The 20,894-nt window shown below is 66.8% G+C and carries 19 protein-coding genes; 6 read left to right on the top strand and 13 right to left on the bottom strand.

From position 1 onward, the window contains the following. Nucleotides 1-435, bottom strand: a complete 435-nt coding sequence (locus QX135_RS00470; protein ID WP_315775699.1) for a hypothetical protein — start codon at nucleotides 433-435, stop codon at nucleotides 1-3. 244 nt (nucleotides 436-679) lie between these two features. Further along, nucleotides 680-1,978: a flavin-dependent oxidoreductase gene (locus QX135_RS00465; protein ID WP_316177617.1), complete on the bottom strand. Its 1,299-nt coding sequence runs from the start codon at nucleotides 1,976-1,978 to the stop codon at nucleotides 680-682. Nucleotides 1,979-2,189: 211 nt separating this feature from the next. Here QX135_RS00465 and QX135_RS00460 point away from each other — a divergent pair, with 211 nt between their 5' ends. After that, complete coding sequence (locus tag QX135_RS00460; protein ID WP_316177615.1) at nucleotides 2,190-3,215, top strand: glycerophosphodiester phosphodiesterase; 1,026 nt, start codon at nucleotides 2,190-2,192, stop codon at nucleotides 3,213-3,215. Nucleotides 3,216-3,350: 135 nt separating this feature from the next. Here the strand turns inward: QX135_RS00460 and QX135_RS00455 are convergent, their stop codons facing one another. The 3 genes from QX135_RS00455 to QX135_RS00445 form a co-directional block, all read right to left on the bottom strand. Then, complete coding sequence (locus QX135_RS00455) at nucleotides 3,351-3,860, bottom strand: GNAT family N-acetyltransferase (RefSeq protein WP_316177614.1); 510 nt, start codon at nucleotides 3,858-3,860, stop codon at nucleotides 3,351-3,353. Between the two features lie 62 nt (nucleotides 3,861-3,922). Further along, nucleotides 3,923-5,830, bottom strand: a complete 1,908-nt coding sequence (locus QX135_RS00450; protein ID WP_316177612.1) for an acyl-CoA synthetase — start codon at nucleotides 5,828-5,830, stop codon at nucleotides 3,923-3,925. A gap of 351 nt (nucleotides 5,831-6,181) precedes the next feature. Beyond that, entirely contained in the window at nucleotides 6,182-6,625 is a 444-nt protein-coding gene (locus QX135_RS00445; RefSeq protein ID WP_315735215.1) for a MarR family winged helix-turn-helix transcriptional regulator, read from the bottom strand. 185 nt (nucleotides 6,626-6,810) lie between these two features. Between QX135_RS00445 and QX135_RS00440 the strand changes: the two genes are divergently transcribed. Then, nucleotides 6,811-7,992, top strand: coding sequence for a substrate-binding domain-containing protein (locus tag QX135_RS00440; protein ID WP_316177610.1), 1,182 nt, complete (start codon nucleotides 6,811-6,813; stop codon nucleotides 7,990-7,992). A 60-nt stretch (nucleotides 7,993-8,052) separates the two neighbouring features. Here the strand turns inward: QX135_RS00440 and QX135_RS00435 are convergent, their stop codons facing one another. Continuing rightward, complete coding sequence (locus tag QX135_RS00435) at nucleotides 8,053-8,331, bottom strand: EAL domain-containing protein (protein ID WP_316177609.1); 279 nt, start codon at nucleotides 8,329-8,331, stop codon at nucleotides 8,053-8,055. A gap of 289 nt (nucleotides 8,332-8,620) precedes the next feature. Between QX135_RS00435 and QX135_RS00430 the strand changes: the two genes are divergently transcribed. Then, nucleotides 8,621-9,511 (top strand): hypothetical protein, encoded by an 891-nt coding sequence (locus QX135_RS00430; RefSeq protein ID WP_316177607.1) that lies wholly within the window; start codon nucleotides 8,621-8,623, stop codon nucleotides 9,509-9,511. A gap of 57 nt (nucleotides 9,512-9,568) precedes the next feature. On the opposite strand, the gene QX135_RS00425 is transcribed toward QX135_RS00430, so the two are convergent. The 7 genes from QX135_RS00425 to QX135_RS00395 form a co-directional block, all read right to left on the bottom strand. Beyond that, complete coding sequence (locus tag QX135_RS00425) at nucleotides 9,569-10,888, bottom strand: hypothetical protein (protein ID WP_316177605.1); 1,320 nt, start codon at nucleotides 10,886-10,888, stop codon at nucleotides 9,569-9,571. Between the two features lie 264 nt (nucleotides 10,889-11,152). Beyond that, entirely contained in the window at nucleotides 11,153-11,860 is a 708-nt protein-coding gene (locus QX135_RS00420) for a class I SAM-dependent methyltransferase (RefSeq protein ID WP_316177603.1), read from the bottom strand. After that, on the bottom strand, nucleotides 11,850-12,314 hold the full coding sequence (locus QX135_RS00415; RefSeq protein ID WP_315735202.1) for an Rrf2 family transcriptional regulator: 465 nt from the start codon (nucleotides 12,312-12,314) through the stop codon (nucleotides 11,850-11,852). Before QX135_RS00415 ends, QX135_RS00420 begins: the two co-directional genes overlap by 11 nt. Nucleotides 12,315-13,305: 991 nt before the next feature. Next, nucleotides 13,306-14,793, bottom strand: coding sequence for a L,D-transpeptidase family protein (locus tag QX135_RS00410; protein WP_316233904.1), 1,488 nt, complete (start codon nucleotides 14,791-14,793; stop codon nucleotides 13,306-13,308). Nucleotides 14,794-15,087: 294 nt separating this feature from the next. Further along, nucleotides 15,088-16,050 carry an acetyl-CoA carboxylase carboxyltransferase subunit alpha gene (locus QX135_RS00405; RefSeq protein ID WP_315756907.1) on the bottom strand — a complete coding sequence of 321 codons (963 nt, stop codon included), beginning with the start codon at nucleotides 16,048-16,050 and terminating at the stop codon, nucleotides 15,088-15,090. Nucleotides 16,051-16,269: 219 nt separating this feature from the next. Then, a complete protein-coding gene (gene xerD / locus QX135_RS00400; protein WP_316233903.1) occupies nucleotides 16,270-17,226 on the bottom strand; it encodes a site-specific tyrosine recombinase XerD in 957 nt (318 codons plus the stop codon). A gap of 171 nt (nucleotides 17,227-17,397) precedes the next feature. Continuing rightward, nucleotides 17,398-17,544 carry a histidine kinase gene (locus tag QX135_RS00395; RefSeq protein ID WP_315735738.1) on the bottom strand — a complete coding sequence of 49 codons (147 nt, stop codon included), beginning with the start codon at nucleotides 17,542-17,544 and terminating at the stop codon, nucleotides 17,398-17,400. 155 nt (nucleotides 17,545-17,699) lie between these two features. On the opposite strand from QX135_RS00395, the gene QX135_RS00390 reads away from it, so the two are divergent. The 3 genes from QX135_RS00390 to QX135_RS00380 all read left to right on the top strand — a co-directional run bounded on the left by QX135_RS00390 (nucleotide 17,700) and on the right by QX135_RS00380 (nucleotide 20,888). Further along, entirely contained in the window at nucleotides 17,700-18,365 is a 666-nt protein-coding gene (locus tag QX135_RS00390; protein WP_316233902.1) for a shikimate kinase, read from the top strand. Then, nucleotides 18,362-19,510, top strand: coding sequence for a 3-dehydroquinate synthase (aroB, locus tag QX135_RS00385; protein ID WP_316233901.1), 1,149 nt, complete (start codon nucleotides 18,362-18,364; stop codon nucleotides 19,508-19,510). The genes QX135_RS00390 and aroB overlap by 4 nt, the downstream gene beginning before the upstream one ends. Nucleotides 19,511-19,583: 73 nt before the next feature. After that, a complete protein-coding gene (locus QX135_RS00380) occupies nucleotides 19,584-20,888 on the top strand; it encodes an HlyC/CorC family transporter (RefSeq protein ID WP_315735190.1) in 1,305 nt (434 codons plus the stop codon). Nucleotides 20,889-20,894 lie beyond the last annotated feature (6 nt).

The following is a 20,894-nucleotide window of genomic DNA, read 5'->3' as shown; positions in this document are numbered from 1 at the left end:
TCATAAACCCTTGTGAAGGGCCACGAGTAGCGATGCGGCAGCAACCATCAGCGAGATTATTGAAGTAAGAGCTGCGATCCTGAGGGCGGAAGCTTGTTGGGTCTGCTGAGCTGCCTTCTCTGAAACCAAACGAAGAAGAGCGAATAAATCTTCAGTATTGAGCGGGGGGCGTTCCTGCTCTTCGTCAGCAACGACGAATCGAGAATGTCTCAAATGAAGTGAGTAGAGCGGTTCTCCATGATCTCGCGACACGCCTCTCGACTCTCGAAAGAGCCCTTTGAAGGTCCTTAACACACCGCGCACCGCATCGACATTCTCTATCGATAGATCTTTCGCAATGCCTTTCGGTTGGCGAGCTGGCCACTTGTTCACTGCAAGATGGGTGACTACCGCCATTAAAGTTTCGTAGTTCGCCGCGTAGTCCGGTCGTTGCATGATCCGTCAACTCACCAAAAAAATTACAGAGGCCTCCGCCGATTATTGGCGGAGGGAGTCCGATCGCTGGAATACAGTGCCGTGGGGTCCTGCGGAGCTTGCCGGCCAGCCGTTGGGTCCAAATCGATGCTGCGATCTACACTGCCCAACTCATAAACTCTAACTCTGCCAGCAACAAGTCATGGAAGGTCAACAGTCGCGCTCCTGCGTCGCGTGCTTGCTCGTGGCCTCAGCTGAGTTCGGATCAGGCGGCCTTCACCACCTCAACGCGCGCGCCTTCCGCAATCGTCCGCGGCGCCGCGTTCAACTGCTCGATGGCGAATCCCGCGGCCTTCTTGTAACCGGCCATGAACGCCTCGCGCTCGGCGGGCGGGATGACGTCGTCGATGTTGGTGAAGGTGCCGCCGCAGCGCTCGTCGACCAGGTTGAGCAGGCCGAACGGGCCGGCGCCGCGGTTGCGCAGGATGACTTGCGAGATCGGGCCGCACAGCTTCTCGTCATAGGCCGCGAGCGCCGCCGGTGTGACGCCGTGCGCCAGCAGCGAGGCGCCGAGCACGCGGGCGTCGACGATGGCCTGGCTGGCGCCGTTGGAGCCGGTCGGATACATCGCGTGCGCGGCGTCGCCCATCAGCGCCACCGGGCCGTCGACCCAGGTCGGCACCGGATCGCGGTCGATCATCGGGTTCTCATAGGCGCCGTCGGCGCCGGCGATCAGCGCGGGCACGTCGAGCCAGTCATAGGTCCAGCCGGCGAACTGGTGAGCAAACTCGCTCACCGGAACCTGGCGGAACCAGCCGGTCTGCGTCCAGCCCTCGGTGTTGTCCATCGTGACTTCCGCGATCCAGTTGATCAGCGCCAGCCCCGTCTTCGGATCAGGATGCGAGATCGGATAGACCACGACGCGATGGCGATGGGTGCCGAGCCCGACGAAGGACGATCCGGTGCGCATCGGCTTCGCCCAGGTGACGCCGCGCCACATCACCGCGCCGCCCCAATGGATCGGCGGCTGTGTGGGGTGCATCTGCGCGCGTACCGCCGAATGGATGCCGTCGGCGCCGATCAGCAGCCGGCCGCGCGTCTCGATGCGCGATCCATCGGCATGCTCGATGCGGACCGTTACCGATCCGTCCGACTTCTTCTCGTAGCCCGCAACGCGACTGCCGAGCCGCACGGCCGCAGCGCCCGCGCGCTCGACCAGTCGGCTGTACAGCAGCATGTGCAGCTTGCCGCGATGCACGGCATATTGCGGCCAGCCGTAGCCGGCGAGCAGGCCGCGCGGCTCGGAATAGATGTCGTTGCCATTCAGCCCGACCAGCGCCCATTCGCGCGCGGGCACGCCGACCTGGTCGAGATCGTCGGCCGAGATGCCGAGGTCGTACAATTCCCGCACCGCGTTGGGCTGCAGGTTGATGCCGACCCCGAGCGGCCGCATCTCGCGCACGCTTTCGTAGACGATGCAGGGCACGCCGATCTGTTGCAACGTGAGTGCGGTCGCGAGGCCGCCGATGCCGCCGCCGGCGATGAGGACAGGAAGATCGGTCATGGGCATGGTCCGTCGCACGTGAACTCGAAAGCAGAACGCGAAAGGAGGGGCAAAGGGATGCAGGCACGGCGCTGCTGCGCGTGCGGATCGTCTCCCTTCGATCCGTCCTTGGCCAGCGTTGTCGGCTGGTCCGATGGTGAAAGGCCTAGTTCAGATGCCCGGCGGAGACAAGGGGAATGGGCATTCCGCGCTGCCGTGGTAGGCTGGTGCCATGCACCGTCCCACCCTGTTCCTCACCGCCGCTCTGTCGCTGCTCGGGCTTGCGAGCCCTGTCATGGCCTTTGACATCGAAGCCCATCGCGGCGGGCGCGCGCTGTATCCGGAGAACACGCTGCAGGCCTTCAAGATGTCTCTGGCCTTTCATGTCGACACGCTCGAGCTCGACGTCGGCGTCACGAGGGACGGCGTGCTGGTGGTCTCGCATGAGCGACGGCTTAATCCCGATCTCGCCCGCGCCCCCGATGGCAACTACGTTGCGCCGCCCGGGCCGCTGCTGATTGATCTGCCGCTTGCGGAGGTGCAGTCCTACGACGTCGGCCAGATCCGTCCGGGCAGCGACTACGCCAGGCAGTTTCCGGAGCAGCAGGTGATCTCTGGGGACGTCCCGCCGCCGCGCATTCCGACCCTGAAGCAGGTCATCGATCTCGTCAGGGGCTCGGGCAAGGATCGTGTGCGCCTCAACATCGAGACCAAGCTCGATCCAGCGCTCCCGAATGAAGCGCCGGACCCCGATCGGTTCGTATCCCTGCTGCTCGGCCTGATCGAGGCCGAGCACTTCACCGACCGGGTCATGATCCAGTCGTTCGACTGGCGCACCTTGCAACTGGTGCAGCAGCGCGCGCCAAGGATCTCCACCGTCTATCTGTCACGGCAAAGCGGCAAGACGCCCACGGTGTCGCCGACCGAGGCGACGCGCTGGACCGCGGGCTTCAACCCCGCCGATCACGGCGGCTCGCTGCCGCGGACGATTCACGCGGCCGGCGGCAAGGTGTGGTCGCCCTTTTTTGCCGATGTCACGCCGGAGCTGATTGCCGAGGCGCATGCGCTTGGCCTGGAGGTCGTGGTCTGGACGGTCAATAAGCCCGCGGACATGGCGCAACTGATCGATGACGGCGTCGACGGCATCATCTCCGACCGGCCGGATGTGCTGCGCAAGGTTGCTGCCGACAAGGGGGTGGCAAATCCGACAGGTGAGCTGCGGCTGCAATCGACGAAGCCAAAGGCGCATCCGGAGTAGCGGAGCCGAGAGTTCTCACGCGTCGGGGTGAGGCGCCGCCGCGCGGGGGAGACTTTGTTGTCCGACCTTTCGTCACTCCCCCTGACTGCACGTTCGATGCATCCGGACACCCAAGCACCATTCGGGTCAGCCTGGTCAAGCCACCAGCCGTTTGGTCATGAACAGGCTGAGCGGGTCGAGGCGGTAGGTGCCGAAGGGGCCGCAGTCCCCATAGCCGGAGCTGCGATAGAGCTGGATCGCCTGCGGCTGTCTGATACCCACTTCGAGGCTTACGCGGCCAAGCCCGCGACCTTGGGCCTCGTCTTCCAATGTCATGAGGAGCCTGCGTCCGAGCCCACAGCCGCGGGCGGTTTCGCGGACGAACAATCGCTTGATCTCGGCATGTCCTGGGCCAATGAGCCGAAGGGCGATCGATCCGAGCAGCGTCCCGTCACGGCGGGCGGCAAAAAATGCGGCTCCGGGCACCGAGAGCGCGTGGGCATCGACGGGATGATTGCTTTCAGCAGGGTATAGCGTCCGCAGATAGGCATTGGCCTCCGCGATGAGGTCGGCGACATCAGCCTGTCTGGCATCTTCGATCGCGATGGTGATGTCGGTTGGGTTCATCGTCTCCGGCCTGGCAAACGTGACGAAACGCGTCAGCATCGTGCCAGAGCACCACCGTCCCGATCAAATGCCGAGACGGCTGTCTCACGCGCAATCGCGGCTCACCCCATCACCACCTCGTGCCGGATCACGAACGGCGCCAGCAAGGTGTGCACCTCGTTCTCGACCGCCTCGCGGGTGTCCGCAGGCACGTTGCGCAACGTCACCGTCGCGATGCTGCCATGGCTGCCGTGTGGGCCGACCTTCACACTGCAATCGATGCCGCGGTCGGTGAGCTGCGACAGCACCTTGGTGAACACGCGCGTCGCGGCGTCCCAGCGCAATTGCGGCTTGAACACCTTGCCGACGCCCGTGACCGGCATCGGGTCGATCGGGATGATCTGCACCGGCACCGCGGCGCGCTCGGGCGTGCGGGCGCGCACCCAGTCCTCCAGCTCGCCCGGCTGCACGGCAGCCCCCGGCTTGAGCTGGACGTAGCCGATCGGCAGCTCGCCGGCATAGGCGTCGGGTTGGCCGACCACGGCGGCGAAGCCGACGGAGGGATGCTGAAACAAAATCTCCTCGATCGGCGCCGGATCGATGTTGTGGCCGCCGCGGATCACGAGGTCCTTGGCGCGGCCGGTGATCCAGAGGAAGCCGTCGGCATCGAGCCGGCCGAGATCGCCGGAGTTCACCCAATGGCCGTCGATGAACGCGCCCTTGTTGTGGGCGTCGTCGAGATAGCCTGAGAACACGCCGGGCCCGGCCATGATGACGACGCCGATCTCATCCGCCGTGCAGTCGCGCTCGTAGCGCCCGTCGGCATCGAGCTTGACGATGCGCACCTGCGCATAGGGCAGCGGCAGGCCGACCGAGCCGAGCCGGATCGGCTGGTCCGGATAGGCCATGGTGTGCACGCTCGCGGTCTCGGTCATGCCATAGACTTCGATCACCGGCAGCTTCAGCTTGTCCATGATCGCCTGCCCCACGGCGACCGGAATCGCCGAGCCGCCGCCGGCGGCATAGCGCAGGCTGGAGATGTCGGCCGCGCCTTGCGGCACAGCCAGTGTCGCGGCGAGCACGGTCGGCACGCTCGACAGCGTTTCCGGCTTGAAGCGCTCGACCAGGCCCCAGATGTTGCGTACCGCGTTCGGGTTGCGCCAGCCTGCGCCGGAGAGCACGACGAGGCTGCCGCCCGCGGAGAGGGTCTGCAGCGCCTGCGTCAGTGATCCCCCGACATGGAATAGCGGCATGCCGAACAGCAGCGTCCCGCCGGGCTTGGCTTTCAGGACCAGGTTGATGCCCCAGGCCTGGTAGACTTGGTTGCCATGGCTGTGCCGCACCAGCTTCGGCGTGCCGGTGGTGCCGCCGGTGTGGAAATAGGCCGCGGTATCGCTGGCCTTGATCTGCCGGCCGCCGACGAGGTGATCGCCCGGCTGCGGCTTGATCAGGTCGTTGAAGGCGTGGATGCCGTTCGCCGGATCACCGCCGCCGCCATGGACCTGCACGATCGCCTTGAGGTGTTTGAGGCCGCCTCGGACCTTCTCGACCTTCTGCCAGATGTCGGTGCCGGGCAGGGGGCCCAGCGCCACCAGCACCTTGGTCTTGGCGGCATCGAGAATCTCGGCGATCTGGTGCGGCTCCAGCAGCGGGTTGACCGGGTTCGCGATCCCGGCGGCCTCCGCGCCGAACAGCGTCACGAAGGCGTCGGGCACCAGGGGCAGCATGAAGCTGACGACATCGTCGGGGCCGACGCCGAGCGCATGAAACATGTTCGCGGCCTGGGTGACCCTGGCGATGAAGTCGCGATAGGAGATCACGACCGGCGTATCGGCCGGATCGGCATTTTGCAGAAACTGGATCGCCGGCGCGTCCGGATTGGCGGACGCCCCACATTTGAGCGCCTCATAGGTGCTCTGCGCCGCGATCCGTTCGCTGTACGGCGTCTGCTCGAAGGCGCGGATGTCAGCCGTGCTGGCGAATGTCGGATAGTCGCTGCCAATGGCGCGATCGAGCAAATGAATGCCCATGGCCTGTCCTCCCTCTGGCGTGTCCTCGTCCGGCCGGACGACGGGTCCAACCGGGATCGCGCGCGGGCTCTGTTGGCGGCCCGTTCGTCGCGATCGTCACAGGACAGGATGAGGGAGGATTCGTCTTGCGTCTATCCCGGCGTTGCCGGGGCGAGCAGACACATTTGCCGCAGGCGGGATGCGGTAGGGTGGGCAAAGGCGCGTCCACCGGTGCTGCTCCGCGGTATGCAGTCAACGCGCCGTGCCCACCGTCCATCGGCGTGCTCGGTGTGCAATGGTGGGCACGGCGCGAGAGTCAGTCTTAGTCAAATCAGTAGCTCGGCGCGCCTTTGCCCACCCTACAGCAGCCGCTCAGCTCGCCGCGTCGATCAGATTCTCCAGCAGCCGCTTCAGCTCGCCGGTGGCCTTGTCGCCGTAATTCTCCAGGATGTGCGCCTCCTGGCTGGCAGCGAGCGAGTTCAGCCGCTTGCACAGCGCCTTGCCATGATCGCTGATGAACATCAGCACCTTGCGGCGGTCATGGGCGTCCTGGCGGCGGTAGACCAGCGAGTCCGACACCATGCGGTCGATCATCTTGGTCAGGGTCGGGTGGTTCAGCAGCACCGCGTCGGCGAGATCGCCCATCGAGTGCCCCTCGCCGTCGGAGAGCACCTTGAGGATGCGCCACTGCTCGACGGGCACGCCCTCGGTGCTCAGGCGCGACTCCAACTGCCGGTTGATCTCTCGGTTGGCTTGCGCGAGCAGGTAAGCGAGATGCTCGGTGAGGGGGGTGTTGGGATGGGGCGGTTTGGCCACGGTGAATTTCGCTTGCGGTCCCGACTTGAATGAATGTCCGGCAGTTGCTGCCCGATCTATATGCATCCCAATTCTTGAACATTCAACATTTTCGAATAGGATATTTGCCGAACACGTGCTGATTTTGACGGCGTATGACCGCCGGTCCACAATGGGCCAGACACGGTTGCGGCCAAGGAGTGGGTGTGCTCTCGACAGGATCTGTCACGGCCGGGCGTCTCAGTCTGCCGCCATCCCTGCTGTTCAGGAGCCCGCCCCGGCGGGCCGGCCTTCCCGCACTCGCCCCGTTCGATCCTGACCGTCTCCAGCGGCGCGGCTCCCAGAACCGGCTGCGCATCGGCAATTTCCTTACCTTCTCCGGCTCGCCCGGCATCTGGGGGCCGGCCGCGACCAACAGCGCGCTGCTTGCGGTGTCCGAGATCAACCGCCACGGTGGCATTCTCGGGCGCGAGATCGAGTTGTCGTTCTACGATTCCGGCGGGCCGGTGGACGAGGTGACCGATCGTGCCAGGGACGCGCTCGAATTCGGCGACATCGACGTCGTCATGGGCTCGCATATCAGCGCCGTCAGGCTGGCGCTGCGCCGGCTCACGCGTGGCCGCATCCCGTATGTGTATACGCCGGTCTATGAAGGCGGCGAGCGCACGCCCGGCGTGATGGCGATCGGCGAGACGCCGCACAGCCAGACCCGCCCCGCGATCCACTGGCTGGCGGAGAACAAGCGCGCCCGGCGCTGGTATCTGATCGGCAGCGACTACGTCTGGCCCTGGCAGTCCCACCTTCAGACCAAGACCTACATCACCGAGGCCGGCGGCCAGGTGGTCGGCGAGGAGTTCGTGCCGGTCGGCGAGGATGATCACGAGGCGCATCTGGCGCGCATCCGCGCCGCCAGGCCCGATGTCGTGCTGATCTCGCTGATCGGCACCGACAGCATCACCTTCAATCGCGCTTTCGGCGAGTCGGGCCTCGCCGCGACCACCCTGCGTCTCGCCGGCGCGGTGGACGAAACGGTGCTGCTCGGCATCGGCGCCGACAACACCGAGAACCTGTATTCGGCCTCCGGCTATTTCAGTTGCATCGGCTCCAAGGCCAATGACGCGTTCATGAGCCGCTACACCGCGATGTTCGGCGCCGATGCGCCGCCGGTCGGATCGGTCGGCCAGTCGAACTACGAGGGCCTGCGCTTCCTGAAGGCGGCCGCCGAGCGCGCCGGCTCGCTGTCCCTGCGACCGCTCGCCGCCGCCGGCCGCAACATCGTCTATTCCGGCGCGCGCGGCGAGGTGACGATCCGCCAGGGTCGTGCCGGCATGGCGATGCATCTCGCCGCCGCCGACGGGCTCGATTTCAAGATCATCCGGACGTACTGAGACGTCGGCCTGCTCAGGCAGCCGCAGCGCTCTTGGCAGGCGCGGGCGCGACGTCGCGGATCAACCGGCTGATCGCCTCGTGCGGCGTCGGCTTGCCGAACAGATAGCCTTGCACGCTGGTGCAGCCTTCCTCAATGCCTGCAGCGCGTGCTGGCGGTCGGCGATGATGCCGGTCTCGGTCAGCTCGATCTCCAGCCGCTCCGGCGCCAATCCAGTCTCGCGCAGCACCTCGGCGACACGCTTCGGCAGGTCGTGGTTGAGCTGCATTGGCGCGACGTTGACGGCGACCTTGAACGGCTGGCTCCAGGTCGCGGCGGTGACGCAGGCGGTGCGCAGCACCCAGGCGCCAATGTCGACGATCAGGCCGGTCTGCCCGGCTTGAAGCGGTCGAGGTCGATCGCGAGCACGACCAGATGGGCGGTCTCGTCGCCTTCGGTCAGCAAGGCGCAAGGCGCTGCCGTGCGGGTTCCTGCAAGGAACTCGGGACATCGTGACGAAACTCCCAACGCCGGCCGCAGGGCTCGCCGGCACACGGCCTTTTGCGACCCTCCGTGGCCGGAACGGGTTGCTGCTCCGTGACGGAATTAATACGATCGGATGTCAGTCACATGAAAGTTGGAGTGCCCGGATGCGTGCGCAGTCGCGAGCCCTGTCGAATCCCGTCGCCCTGTGGTGGGCGATGCTGACGCTCGTCAGCCTCGCCAACATCGCGTTCTGGTTCATCCTGTACCGCCAGCTCAACGGCGGCAGCAATACCCTGGGCCAGGCTTCCCAGACCGGTTCGATGCTGGCGCTGTCGGCGGCCTATGTGTTCGGCTGCGCCTTCCGCTCGGTGCTGCCGCGCGCCGACGTGCAGCGCATCTGTCTGGTCGACAGCTGGCTGTCGAGCGTGTTCGTCGGCCGCACCGTGGCGACCATCGCCGAGATCGCCTTCGCGGCGCAATGGGCCATCATCCTGGCGCAGCTCGGCGCGATCGCGGATGCCGAGACCGCGGTCAACATGGCCCGCATCATCGTGCCGCTGATCGTCGTTGCCGAGATCTGTTCCTGGTATGCGGTCGTCACCAGGAATTTCCTCTACAACGCGATCGAGAACTCGCTGTGGGCGGTGGCCTTCCTGTTCGTCGGCATCGGCCTCGGCCGGCTGCTGCCGGAGTTCGACGGCATGGTTCGCGGGCTTCTGATCGCGGGCCTCGTCGGCATCGCCTGCTATCTCGCCTTCCTGGTCGTGATCGACGTCCCGATGTATGTGAAGCGCTGGCGCATCGAGCGCGCCGCCGGCACGCCACTCCTGCATCCGCTCGCCGGTTTGCGCGACTCCGCGACGCGCTGGACCGTCACCCACGAGTTCGAGCACTGGAAGGAAGAGATCGCCTGGATGTCGCTGTATTTCAGCGCGGCTGTCTGGGGCTCGCTGGCGCTGTGTGCGCTCTCGGCGATGAACGATCAGCCGCATGATCGCGCGCAGGCGATCGGCGCGCCGCCGGCCATCGTCCAGCACGCCGCCGATCGGTCCTGACGCGACATCCCGCCGTGACGGTCACGGCGGGATGCCTGCCGGCTGAGCGCCGGTGTCTCAGCCATGCATCGCGAAGTGATGCGAATCGTCCATCTGGACGATGTGGCTGTAGTCGGCGTGCGGCGCGTCGTGCACGGCCACCGGCGCGTGGTCGAAATTCGGCGGCACGATGCCGGTGTTGCCCCCATGGCCATGGTCGCCGAAATTGTCGACGATGATCGGGTTGTGCGACGAGCCCTCGCCGTGCAACGGGCCGGGGAAGCCGGGGCCGGGGCCCTGGCCGCCCTGGACGTTGTCGCCGGACTGATGGATCGCCTGCGCGATCGAGTCCCAGAACCCGCCATGGCTGCCGCCGTCCTGTCCCGCATGAGCGATCTGGATGCTGCCGTCGCTGCGCAGGCCGTCCTGGGCCAGCTTGAAGACGTCGCCGATCGCCGCGCCGAGATCGCCATGGCTGAGGTCGTTGACCAGCGAGCCCAGGTCGTGGCCGATCGCGTCGAGCTGCTGCCCCAGCGAGTGGCTCAAATTGCCGGCGGTCTGTGCCAGCCCGTTGAGCCCCTCGCCGACGAAATGGCCGACGCCATCGACGATGCCGGTGCCGACCGCATCGGCGCCGTGGGCGATGCCTGAGATCGCCTCGCCGATCGGTCCGCCGATCAGGTGGCCCGCCGCCGACGCCGTGTCGGTGACCACGCCGATGGCGCCGTCGGCCACCGCCACGCCGGCGTCGAAGCCGCCCTTCACCACCGCGCCTGCGGCGTCGAGCGCGTCCATGCCGACCTCGCCGGCCGTTCCGACGATGGTGCCGGCCATGCCGAGCGCGCCGTGGCCGACTGCGCCGGCCGCCTCCAGCCCGGCCTCGCCGAGGCCGACCGCGGTGTGTGCGAGGTCACCGGCGACGTCGAGGGCGCCATGCGCCACGTCGCCCCCGACCTTGAGTCCGCCATCGACGATGTCGCCGCCGATATGCTTGACGTCGTTGATGACGCCGTCGATGTCACCATGCACCAGATGGCCGACCCCGGACGCCACGTCGCCAGCGACGTTGATCCCGGTATGGAGGACGTCGCCGCCGACATGGACCACGGTCGAAGCCACGTCGCCGACGGTGTGAAGCAGGCCGCCGCCGATCGCCTCGGCACCGTGCCCGATCGCGCCGAGTACGCCGCCCACGGTATGGATGGCCTCGCCGCCGAGCGCGCCGATGCCATGCACCACGCTGCCCACGGCATGGGCCGCATCGCCGGCGACGTGCTCGACCGTATCGACCACGGCGCCCGCCGCACCGCCGACCGCACCCGCCACATCCTTCGCGACGTCCTTCACGTCGTCCACGGCGGAACTGACGGCATCTCCGATATCATCCCAAAAGCTCATGACCTGCTCCTCTCGGTTGCGTCACCTCGCCTCGGGTGACGGCGCCGTTTGTCGCAGATCGCGGCCCCGCGCTCCGTGCGCGACGTCACGCAAGCTGAGACGTGGCAGGGCTCCGGTGCGAAGCCTGTCCGTAAGCCGCGTCATCCACCGCTTCAGGGGGCGCAGGGAGGGACATGCGTGGATGCCGGCGCAGGCCGGGCAACTAATTAGCAGGCCCTGATCGCGATCGTTCAGGGCGGCATAGGCGTGATGCTCGGCGGCGGTTCAGGCGTGGCCGATCCAGCCATGCCAGGTCAGCGCTGTGAAGAATGGACGAACATCGCGAAAGCCGCCGTCACGCAGGATGGCTTCATCCTCCCCTGGGCTCAGCATGTTGACGCTGGCATCGACGGTCGCGCGCATCGTCCTGGCCTGCTCGGGGTCCGTGCCGGACGCAACGGCATAGGCCGCGTACCGATCCAGCCACAGCGACCTTTCGACTGGCTCGTTGGGCAGGCAGCTATGGGCCACCACGAACGGCGCTCCAGGGCGGAGCCGGTCGTGCACGGCGCGGACTGTCCGCAACCGTTCCGGCGCTGCCAGAAAATGCAGCGTCAGCAGGCATGTCGCCGCGTCAAACGGGCCGGCCGGCGCGTCGTCGATGGTGCCCTCGATCAGTTCGACCCGGCTCGTCCGCGCGCCGAGCGTGCGTTCGGCGAGTCGCAGCATCTGCGGTGCCGGATCGACGCCGACGAAGGTCCACGATGGTTGCGCTTCCGCCAACGCATTGAGCTCGAGCCCGCCGCCCGCGCCCAGCACGAGCACCCTCGCGTGTTCGGGCGCCCGCTCGGCCAGCAAGACCGCCGTCATCCGGTGCAGCCCGTCGAGACCGGGCACGAAGCGCCGCGGACCATCCGTGTAGCGCGCGACGAACTCGGGATCGGAAAACGCGCGGATGAACTGCTGGGCGCCGTCGGCGATGTCAGCCGGCATGACAAATGTCTCCTTTGCGGGGTCGCTTCCGTCGTTCGAGGCGGTCGTGGAAATCAGCGCTCAGCGCCGCCAGCGTGATGGCGCCGAGACGGGACAGCAGCAAGGTCTCGGCGGCCCGGATGGAGGTGTCGAGCGCCGCATTGACCGCCTGCTCGACGAGGCAGTCGGGAGTCTCGCTCCGATGGCCGATGGCGAACAGCGACGGGCGCCCGAGTGAATCGTAGACGTCGCGCAGGGTGACGGTCGCCAGATCGCAGGCGAGCGTCCAGCCGCCGCCATGGCCTTTCTCGGAGCGCACATAGCCGCTGTCCCGGAGGCCGGCCATGATCCTGCGGATCACGACCGGATTGGTCTGCATCATCGCTGCGAGCGCCTCGGACGTGACCGGGCCGTCGTGCTCCGCCATGTGGAGCAGGACGTGCAGGATGCCGGACAGCTGGCTGTTGGGTCTCATGTAACTTTTAATATGACATGATATTCCAGCCGTCAACCGGCCGGCTTGGCCATGAAGGCTTGGGCGACGACGCTGGCGCCTCTGCCCGTCGGGCGATTCGGTCCTGCGTCCCGCGTGCGGCGGGCGGGTCCATGCCTCGCAGCGATGAGAAACGCGCCGCGCGGAAAAACTGAATTTTCCTGCGCGGTCAAGCTGATTTGGGCTGTCCAGTCCCATCAGCAAAAATATGCCGCTTCTCGTTTTCGGAATTTCGTGATTTATTCCGTTCGTCCCGCCTCATCGACGAGGGGCGCTGCGCGGTCGTCACGAAGCGTGGAGTGCGGGATGCGATGGGCGGGCCGGTTTGCAGCGTGATCATTCGCGCGGACGAACAACATCGGCTCGCACGGTCAAGTCGCGTGGTCCTGGCCTCCCGATGCTGAGGTCAAGTCGGCTGATGATGCCCCGCGCATCTCGCCGGTGATGGGGGCAAGACAGCCCGGTCCCCAGGGAGATCGCGAAGCAGCCGTTAAGACTATCGCGCAGGGAGGGCCGGGTCGTCCGGCTGGACCTGTGGTACCTGCCGCCTGCATTTTTTTTCGCAGGCGGGCCACGGGCCTCAGTCGAGGTCCGGCCTTCCCTGCACCCTCGCTTCGGAGGAGGGTGAGATCGATGCATCACTCGGACGCGAAGAGCGCCGCGAGGACAATGACGCGCATCCCCAAATGCAGTTTGAGATTGCTGACCACGACGGCACCACAAACGCGGTGCTCACCCTCCCCTGGAGGGGGAGGGTCGCCTCACGAGGAGCGAAGCGAAACGTGAGGCGGGGTGGGGTGATGTCTCCGCGCGCAAAAGCATGCGTGGAGAGATCACCCCACCCCGCTCGCCCGCTTCGCGTGCGATCGACCCTCCCCCTCCAGGGGAGGGTGGCACCGAGCGCGCGGCTAGCTTGCGCGTGTCCGGCGGCCCTCGGTGTCTCGCAAAAAAGCGGCGCTCGATGGACGACTTACTATTTGAATCCTGCGAACCGGCTGTCGAACGAGTTCGACTGCAGCACCGGGACGGCGCCGGAGACCAGTGCGGTCTGGGTCTGGGCGGGGGCCGAGGCCGTGGTGGCGGGCGCGTCGCCGGCGGCGGGCTTGAACGGCGGCCGCGCGGCAGCCTGCTTGGTCTCGGCGGGCTTCGCCGCGACCGGCTTGGGCACAGGTTTGATCTCGGCGGGCTTGATCTCCGAGGGCCTGGCTTCCGCGGTCCTGGTCTCGGGCTTCGCCGTCGCAGCCTTGGTGTCGGCCGCCGCATTGCCGCCGATCCCAACCTTGCGGGCGAGGCTCGACATGAAGCTCGGCTTCTCCGGCGCACTGACGGCTGCCACGCGGGTGGAGGGCGCCGCTGCGGGAGCCGGAGCCGCACTGGCCGGCATCGCGGCAACCTCGTCGGCGCCGGGCGCGCGCGGCGGGTTGACATGACCGGGGATCGTGCCTGGCGCCGGCGAGAAGTTGGCGAGCGACAGGCCCGGCGCTTCGCCGGCATCGGACAGGCCGGTGGAGGCGCCCGGCACGCGGCTCGCGAAGATCGGATTCATGCCGCCATCGATGCCGGTGTTGAGCTTGGCGACCGGCGTGCCCTTGGCGACGAGCTTGGCGTATTCCACCTCGTCCGCCTGCTGCTTGTCGCGCACGGCGGCGGTGATCTCGTCGGGAACGACATAGGCCGGGCACTTGGCGGCGGCGTCGAACACCGGATCATGCGTCGCGCCCGGCGGCTTCTGGGCGTCGAAGACGTACTTCTTCTCGCAGAAGTCGACCTTCGGCTCCTGCCGGGTGACTTCGAAATGGTCGTAGCCTTCCTTGATCATGCGCCAGAACGGCATGTTCGGATTGTTGCGGTGCCTGGCCATGTTCACCGGCGTCATCCGGAACGGATAGGCCTGGAACTGGAAGGCCCGCTGGCCGCCGAAGAACGACTCGCGCCCAAGCGCATAGATCTCGGCGATCTGCTCGTCGGTCATCGCGAAGCAGCCGCGCGAGGAGCAGTCGCCATGCACCATCAGCTGCGAGCCGCTGCGGCCCAGCGCCTTGTCGAAGGCGTTCGGATAGCCGGTGTTGAAGGACAGGTAGTAGGCCGACTGCGGATTCATCTGGCTCGGATTGATCGAGTAGAAGCCCTCCGGCGCCTGGCGGTCGCCCTCGCGCACCTTGGGTCCGAGGTCGCCGGACCAGCGGCAGATCGGATAGGTCTTGAGCAGCGCGAACTTGCCGGAGCGGTCCTGCTTCCAGACCTCGAGCTCGGCCTCCTGCTTGAACACGCGAACCAGGATCGGCGACTGCAGATCCATGTCCTTCTCGCCCATCGTCGCGACGAGCTTCGGCGACACCGGCTGGTTGGCCTTGGCGTTGGTGGCGAGCGCGACCTGATCGCTGTTGCAACCCGTCAGCAGCGCACCGGCGGCCAACGCCGCCGAGGTCAGGAGAACCCGGACGAAAGCGCGGTTGATCAAGACAATGCTCCCCGCAAACCCGGCATGCCGCAACACCCCAGTCTCATCTCGCCCGATCGGCCCGAAAGCTGGATAAATCACGGGTCGACCCTGCGTCATGCCGTCAAACCATTGATTAAAATTGTAGCCTTTGACCCCACGACCCGCAACCCGCGCTCCGGCGGTGCCGCGAGGCCCTGGCCGCTTTGGTCAACAACTCCTAAACAGCAGAGCCCGCTGGCGGGGCCGAAATGCGGCCAAACGGCTGGAAAGACTCACAAAACCGCGAGCGCCGAGGGCTCGGCTCCCGCCCGCTCAGCCGAGCTTGCGGCCGATCTCGATGAACTTCTGCCGGCGCTGCTTGCGGATGGCGTCGGCGTCGAGGCCCTTCAGCTCGTCAAGCGCCTGGGCGATCGCCTCGCCGGTGGCCGCGATCATCGCCGCGGGATCGCGGTGGGCGCCGCCGACCGGCTCCTTGAGAATGGTGTCGACCACGCCGAAGCGCAGCATGTCCTGGGCGGTGATCTTCATGCTGTTGGCGGCTTCCTGCGCCTTGGTGCCGTCGCGCCAGAGGATCGAGGAGGCGGCTTCCGGCGAGATCACGCTGTAGATCGCATGCTCCAGCATCAGGACGCGGTTGGCGGTGGTCAGCGCGATGGCGCCGCCCGACATGCCCTCGCCGGTGATGATCGCAACGTTGGGCACGCCGAGCGCCAGGCAGGCATCGGTCGAGCGCGCGATGGCCTCGGCCTGGCCGCGCTCCTCGGCGCCGATGCCGGGATAGGCGCCGGCGGAATCCACCAGCGACAGCACGGGGATGCCGAACCGCTCGGCCATTTCCATCAGGCGGACCGCCTTGCGGTAGCCTTCCGGGCGGGCCATGCCGAAATTATGCTTGAGGCGGGATTCGGTGGTGGCGCCCTTTTCCTGGCCCATGACGCAGATCGGCTCGCCGCGGAAGCGGCCGAAGCCGCCGAGCAAAGCGGCGTCTTCGCCGAACTTGCGGTCGCCGGCGAGCGGGGTGAACTCGGTGATCAGCCCGCCCACGAAATCGGTGAAGTGCGGTCGCTGCGGATGGCGGGCCACCATGGTCTTCTGCCACGGCGTGAGCGTGGCGTAGAGCTCGGCCAGCGCCTGGCCGGCCTTCTCCTCGATCCGGCTGACCTCCTCGCCGATATCGGTGCCGGAGGCGGCCATCGCGCGGAGTTCGTCGACCTTGGAATCGAGCTCGGCAACAGGCTTTTCGAAATCGAGGTAGCTGCGCATGGGATCCGGCATGGAAGAGCTGAAGGAAGAGCGCTGGGAGACGAAATCGGTTCGGCCTTCGGACCTGAAGCCGAAGGACTTCAGGAGCTTAGGGTACGATCGGTGCCCAGCCTCCCGGCATCGCGCCGGGATCGCGGGCAGGATGGCGCTCTTTCAGGGCAGACGGGCGCGAAGTCAAGCCGGCCGGGCGTCACGCCGGCGGATTTGGTTTCGGGAAGGTGTGAAGCGAGGTCAGGTCTCGGCCAGCGGGTGCAGGTCGCGCACCAGGCTCTTGAGCCGTTCCTCGACCACATGGGTGTAGATCTGGGTGGTCGAGATGTCGGTGTGGCCGAGCAGGGTCTGGACGATGCGCAAGTCGGCGCCGTTGTGCAGCAGATGGCTGGCGAAGGCATGGCGCAGCACGTGCGGCGACACCAGCCGGGCTGGCAGGCCGCTCGCCACCGCGAGCTCCTTGAGGTCGCGGGCGAAGTGCTGGCGGGTGAGGTGGCCGCTCTCGCCGAACGAGGGAAACAGCCATTTGCCAAACGTCGCGCTGGCCTTCTTCTCGGGCTTCAGCGCATCCAGGGCGGCGAGATAGTCGGCCATCGCCTGGCGCGAGGCCTGGTTCAGCGGTACCAGCCGCTCCTTGTTGCCCTTGCCGCGCACCACGATCATGCGGGCATCGTTGCGGGCGGCCGTCCGCGGCAGCGCCACCAGCTCGGAGACGCGCAAGCCGGTCGCGTAGAGCACCTCGAGCAGGCAATACAGCCGCAGCGCGCGCAGCCGCTGCGCCGGCGAAGCGTCCGTGCCCTCGCTCAGCTCCTTCGCGCGGGTCAGCATCCGGTCGACATCGCCGATCGACAATACCTTGGGCAGCGGCCGGCCGCGTTTCGGGCCGGTCAGGATCGCGGCGGGATCGTCGCTGCGGATGCGCTCGCTCAGCAGGAAGCGAAACAGGTGTCGCATCGCCGACAACCGCCGCGCCACGCTGGAGGACTTGAAGCCCCTGGTGTCGAGATCGGCGAGATAGTCGCGCAATGCCTGGGTGTCGGCCGTGGCGAAGCCGTTGGCCTTGCCGCCGAGAAAGTCGGAGAGATCGGTGAGGTCGCGGCGATAGGCGTCCAGCGTGTTCTGACCGGCGCCCTGCTCGGCGGCCATCATGTCGAGGAACAGGCTCATCAGCCTGGCGTCGGAGGCCTTGACCTTCATGTCGTGAAATCCGCTGCGTCCGAGGCGATCGAATCACTACGAGGTATTCGTGCCGGCACGTCGAGCGGTGACTGCAAATCTGGCCGATATCGCGGCGCCCGGCTGCTTCAGACAATCGTAAAATTCTTAATCAATGCCCTGTGGCTTTTCGGTTCGCCGCAGCGGTGCCGATCATCTCTTCTGGAACCTGTCCGGCGGGATCGTCACCGTCATCTCGCGCGGCTTCGGGTTGACGAAATTCGCCAGCGCGTAGATCGCGCCATAGACCACGCCGACGATGATGGCGATGACGGTCAGGAAGCGGAACAGGCTGGGCATGTCGGTCGCGCAGGCCACCAGAAAGGGAACGGTTTCATCCAACATGTTCGCATCGGCCTTGCAAGCCCGTCGGGCAGACCGGGCAGCTCGCCTTGGCTCGGGGAGCGGAACAGGATGCCTTTGAAAGCAGCAGGGCCTGGGTTAGAAGCGGAGAAATGACCGAACCGACGCAACCAGCATCTGGACCTGTCGCCCAGGAGGCCGCGATTCTCGCAGGCCTCGGCAAGCGGCTGATCGTGCTGGTCGGCATGATGGGGGTCGGCAAGTCGACCGTGGGCCGGCGGCTCGCGGCGCGGCTCCGGCTGCCGTTCGTCGATGCGGATACCGAGATCGAGACCGCAGCCGGCATGACCATACCGGAAATCTTCGAATCGCGCGGCGAGGACTATTTCCGCAATGGCGAGGCGCGGGTGATCGCCCGCCTGCTTGAAAACGGGCCCGGTGTGCTGGCGACCGGCGGCGGGGCTTTCATGCGCGAGGAAACGCGGCGCCGCATCCATGAGAAGGCGGTCTCGGTGTGGCTGAAGGCCGATGCCGATGTGATCATGCGCCGCGTCAGGCGGCGGGCGGACCGGCCGCTACTGCAGACCGCCGATCCCGAAGGCACCGTGGCGCGCCTGCTGACCGAGCGTGAGCCGATCTACCAGCTCGCGGACCTGACGATCTTCTCGCGCGACGTGCCGCACGACCGGGTCGTCGAGGACTGCCTCGAGGCCCTGCAGTCATTCCTCTCCCCACCGGAGGCTGATGCGCAGCCTGCCGGACCGCAACCCGATCCAGTTCTCCCCGATCCTGGGCAAGCGATGGGCGCGCTCCGATGACGGCACCACTGAAGCATTCCGATCCGATCATCGTCGACGTCGCGCTCGGCGAGCGAGCCTATGACATCGTCATCGGCCGTGGCGTGCTCGCCTCGCTCGGCCAGCGCATCGCGGCGCTGCGGCCGGGTGTCCGGACGGCCATCGTCACCGACCGCACCGTGGCCGCGCACTGGCTGAAGCCGACCGAGGCGATCCTGGCGGAGGCGGGAATCCCGTCGTCCACGATCGTGGTCGAGGAGGGCGAGGGCTCCAAGACCTATGCCGGCCTCGAGAAGGTCAGCGAGGCACTGATCGCGGCCAGGATCGAGCGCAACGACCTCGTCGTCGCGCTCGGCGGTGGCGTGGTCGGCGATCTCGCCGGCTTTGCGGCCGCCATCCTGCGCCGCGGGGTCGATTTCGTGCAGGTGCCGACCTCGCTGCTGGCCCAGGTCGATTCCTCCGTCGGCGGCAAGACCGGCATCAACTCGCCGCAGGGCAAGAACCTGCTCGGCGCCTTCCACCAGCCGGTGCTGGTGATCGCCGACACCGCGGTGCTCGACACGCTGTCGCCGCGCCAGTTCCGCGCCGGCTATGCCGAGGTCGCCAAATACGGCCTGCTCGGCGATGCCAGCTTCTTCGCCTGGCTGGAAGCCAACCACGCCGACGTCGTCAAGGGCGGTGCGGCGCGCGAGCACGCGGTCGCGACCTCCTGCCGCGCCAAGGCGGCGATCGTCGCCCGCGACGAGCGCGAGACCGGTGATCGGGCGCTGCTCAATCTCGGCCACACGTTCGGCCATGCGCTGGAGGCCGTGACCGGCTTCTCCGACCGGCTGTTCCACGGCGAGGGCGTCGCGGTCGGCATGGTGCTGGCGGCGCAGTTCTCGGCCGAGCTCGGCATGCTGCCGCCCGACGACGTCACACGCATCGAGCGTCACCTTGCCGCGGTCGGTCTGCCGACCCATCTGCAGGACATCGCCGGCTTCGCCCAGGAGGGGATCGGCGACGCCGACCGGCTTTTGGCCTTGATGGCGCAGGACAAGAAGGTCAAGCGGGGCAAGCTCACCTTCATCCTGATGGAAGCCATCGGCCGCGCCGTCATCGCGAAGGACGTCGATCCGGCGCGCGTTCGCGACTTCCTGCAGGCCAAATTGCGCAGCAGAAGCTGATCCCGGGCTTTACGCCGTGTTGAGCAGTGCCAAAGGATCATCGGCGGCCTCCCTACAGAGCGACATCGGCGTCATGGACTGGATCACACTCTCCGTCGTCATCATCCTCCTCGCCGCCTCTGCCTTCTTTGCGCTGAGCGAGACCGCGCTGACCGGTGCCTCCCGCGCCTCGATGCTGCGGCTGTCGAAGCAGGGCAATCGCGACGCCGATGTGGTGTCGAGCCTGTTCGACATGCGCGAGCGGTTGATCGGCGCGCTGCTGCTCGGCAACAACATCGCCAATATCGCCGCGTCCGCATTGGCGACCGGCATCTTCACCGCCTGGTTCGGCGAGGTCGGCGTGCTCTATGCGACCGGCGTGATGACCGCGCTGGTGGTGATCTTCGCCGAGGTGCTGCCGAAGACGATCGCGATCAATGCGCCCGATCGCGTCTCGCTCACGGTTGCCAGACCGATGCGGGCCGCCGTGATCGTGCTCGGTCCCGTGCTGGCCGTGATCGAAGCGATCGTGCGTGGGCTGATGCGGCTGATCGGCTTCAAGGTCGGGGCCAATCAGCCGATCCTGTCGCCGACCGAACGCCTGCGCGGCGCCGTCGATCTCCTACATCATGAAGGCAAGGTCGAGAAGCAGGACCGCGACATGCTCGGCGGCCTGCTCGACTTGCGCGAATTGCAGGTGTCCGACGTGATGGTCCATCGCACCGAGATGGTGATGGTGAATGCGGACCTGCCGCAGGAGGAACTGGTGCGCGAGGTGCTCGCCACCGAGTATACCCGCATCCCGCTATGGCGCGGGACGCCGGAGAACATCATCGGCGTGCTGCATGCGAAGGACCTGCTGCGTGCGATCCGCGCCGCCGAGGGCGATGTGTCGCACATCGACGTCGCCTCGCTGGCGCTGCCGCCTTGGTTCGTGCCGGAGATGCGTTCGGTGTCGGAACAGCTGAAAGCGTTCCGCCGCCGCAAGACGCATTTCGCGCTCGTGGTCGACGAGTATGGCGAGGTCGAAGGCATCGTCACGCTCGAGGACATCCTGGAAGAAATCGTCGGCGACATCTCCGACGAGCAGGACGTGCAGGTCGCCGGCGTGCGCGTGCAGCCAGACGGATCCGTCGTCGTCGACGGTTCGGTGCCGATCCGTGATCTCAATCGCGCGATGGACTGGACGCTGCCGGACGAGGAGGCGACCACTGTCGCAGGTCTCGTGATTCACGAGGCGCGCTCGATCCCCGAGCGCGGCCAGAGCTTCACGTTCTACGGCTTCCGCTTTCGCGTGCTGCGCCGGGAGCGCAATCGCATCACCGCGCTGCGCATCGTACCGGTGCCCCGCGGCGAAACCGAGGAGACGCGGCCGCGCCGTGCAGGCACGGCGTTCTAATTGGGG

It is taken from the genome of Bradyrhizobium sp. SZCCHNR1098 (genome assembly GCF_032489375.1).
GTDB lineage: Bacteria > Pseudomonadota > Alphaproteobacteria > Rhizobiales > Xanthobacteraceae > Bradyrhizobium.
The sequence above is the reverse complement of the archived record's forward strand: the minus strand, read 5'-3'. Positions and strand labels throughout refer to the sequence as shown.

What these genes read in the sequence shown, in the direction of transcription:
- QX135_RS00470 (WP_315775699.1), bottom strand. Translation starts at nt 435, where the DNA reads ATGCAACGACCGGACTACGCGGCGAACTACGAAACTTTAATGGCGGTA.
- QX135_RS00465 (WP_316177617.1), bottom strand. Translation starts at nt 1,978, where the DNA reads ATGACCGATCTTCCTGTCCTCATCGCCGGCGGCGGCATCGGCGGCCTC.
- QX135_RS00460 (WP_316177615.1), top strand. Translation starts at nt 2,190, where the DNA reads ATGCACCGTCCCACCCTGTTCCTCACCGCCGCTCTGTCGCTGCTCGGG.
- QX135_RS00455 (WP_316177614.1), bottom strand. Translation starts at nt 3,860, where the DNA reads ATGCTGACGCGTTTCGTCACGTTTGCCAGGCCGGAGACGATGAACCCA.
- QX135_RS00450 (WP_316177612.1), bottom strand. Translation starts at nt 5,830, where the DNA reads ATGGGCATTCATTTGCTCGATCGCGCCATTGGCAGCGACTATCCGACA.
- QX135_RS00430 (WP_316177607.1), top strand. Translation starts at nt 8,621, where the DNA reads ATGCGTGCGCAGTCGCGAGCCCTGTCGAATCCCGTCGCCCTGTGGTGG.
- QX135_RS00425 (WP_316177605.1), bottom strand. Translation starts at nt 10,888, where the DNA reads ATGAGCTTTTGGGATGATATCGGAGATGCCGTCAGTTCCGCCGTGGAC.
- QX135_RS00420 (WP_316177603.1), bottom strand. Translation starts at nt 11,860, where the DNA reads ATGCCGGCTGACATCGCCGACGGCGCCCAGCAGTTCATCCGCGCGTTT.
- QX135_RS00415 (WP_315735202.1), bottom strand. Translation starts at nt 12,314, where the DNA reads ATGAGACCCAACAGCCAGCTGTCCGGCATCCTGCACGTCCTGCTCCAC.
- QX135_RS00405 (WP_315756907.1), bottom strand. Translation starts at nt 16,050, where the DNA reads ATGCCGGATCCCATGCGCAGCTACCTCGATTTCGAAAAGCCTGTTGCC.
- xerD (WP_316233903.1), bottom strand. Translation starts at nt 17,226, where the DNA reads ATGAAGGTCAAGGCCTCCGACGCCAGGCTGATGAGCCTGTTCCTCGAC.
- QX135_RS00395 (WP_315735738.1), bottom strand. Translation starts at nt 17,544, where the DNA reads ATGCCCAGCCTGTTCCGCTTCCTGACCGTCATCGCCATCATCGTCGGC.
- QX135_RS00390 (WP_316233902.1), top strand. Translation starts at nt 17,700, where the DNA reads ATGACCGAACCGACGCAACCAGCATCTGGACCTGTCGCCCAGGAGGCC.
- aroB (WP_316233901.1), top strand. Translation starts at nt 18,362, where the DNA reads ATGACGGCACCACTGAAGCATTCCGATCCGATCATCGTCGACGTCGCG.
- QX135_RS00380 (WP_315735190.1), top strand. Translation starts at nt 19,584, where the DNA reads ATGGACTGGATCACACTCTCCGTCGTCATCATCCTCCTCGCCGCCTCT.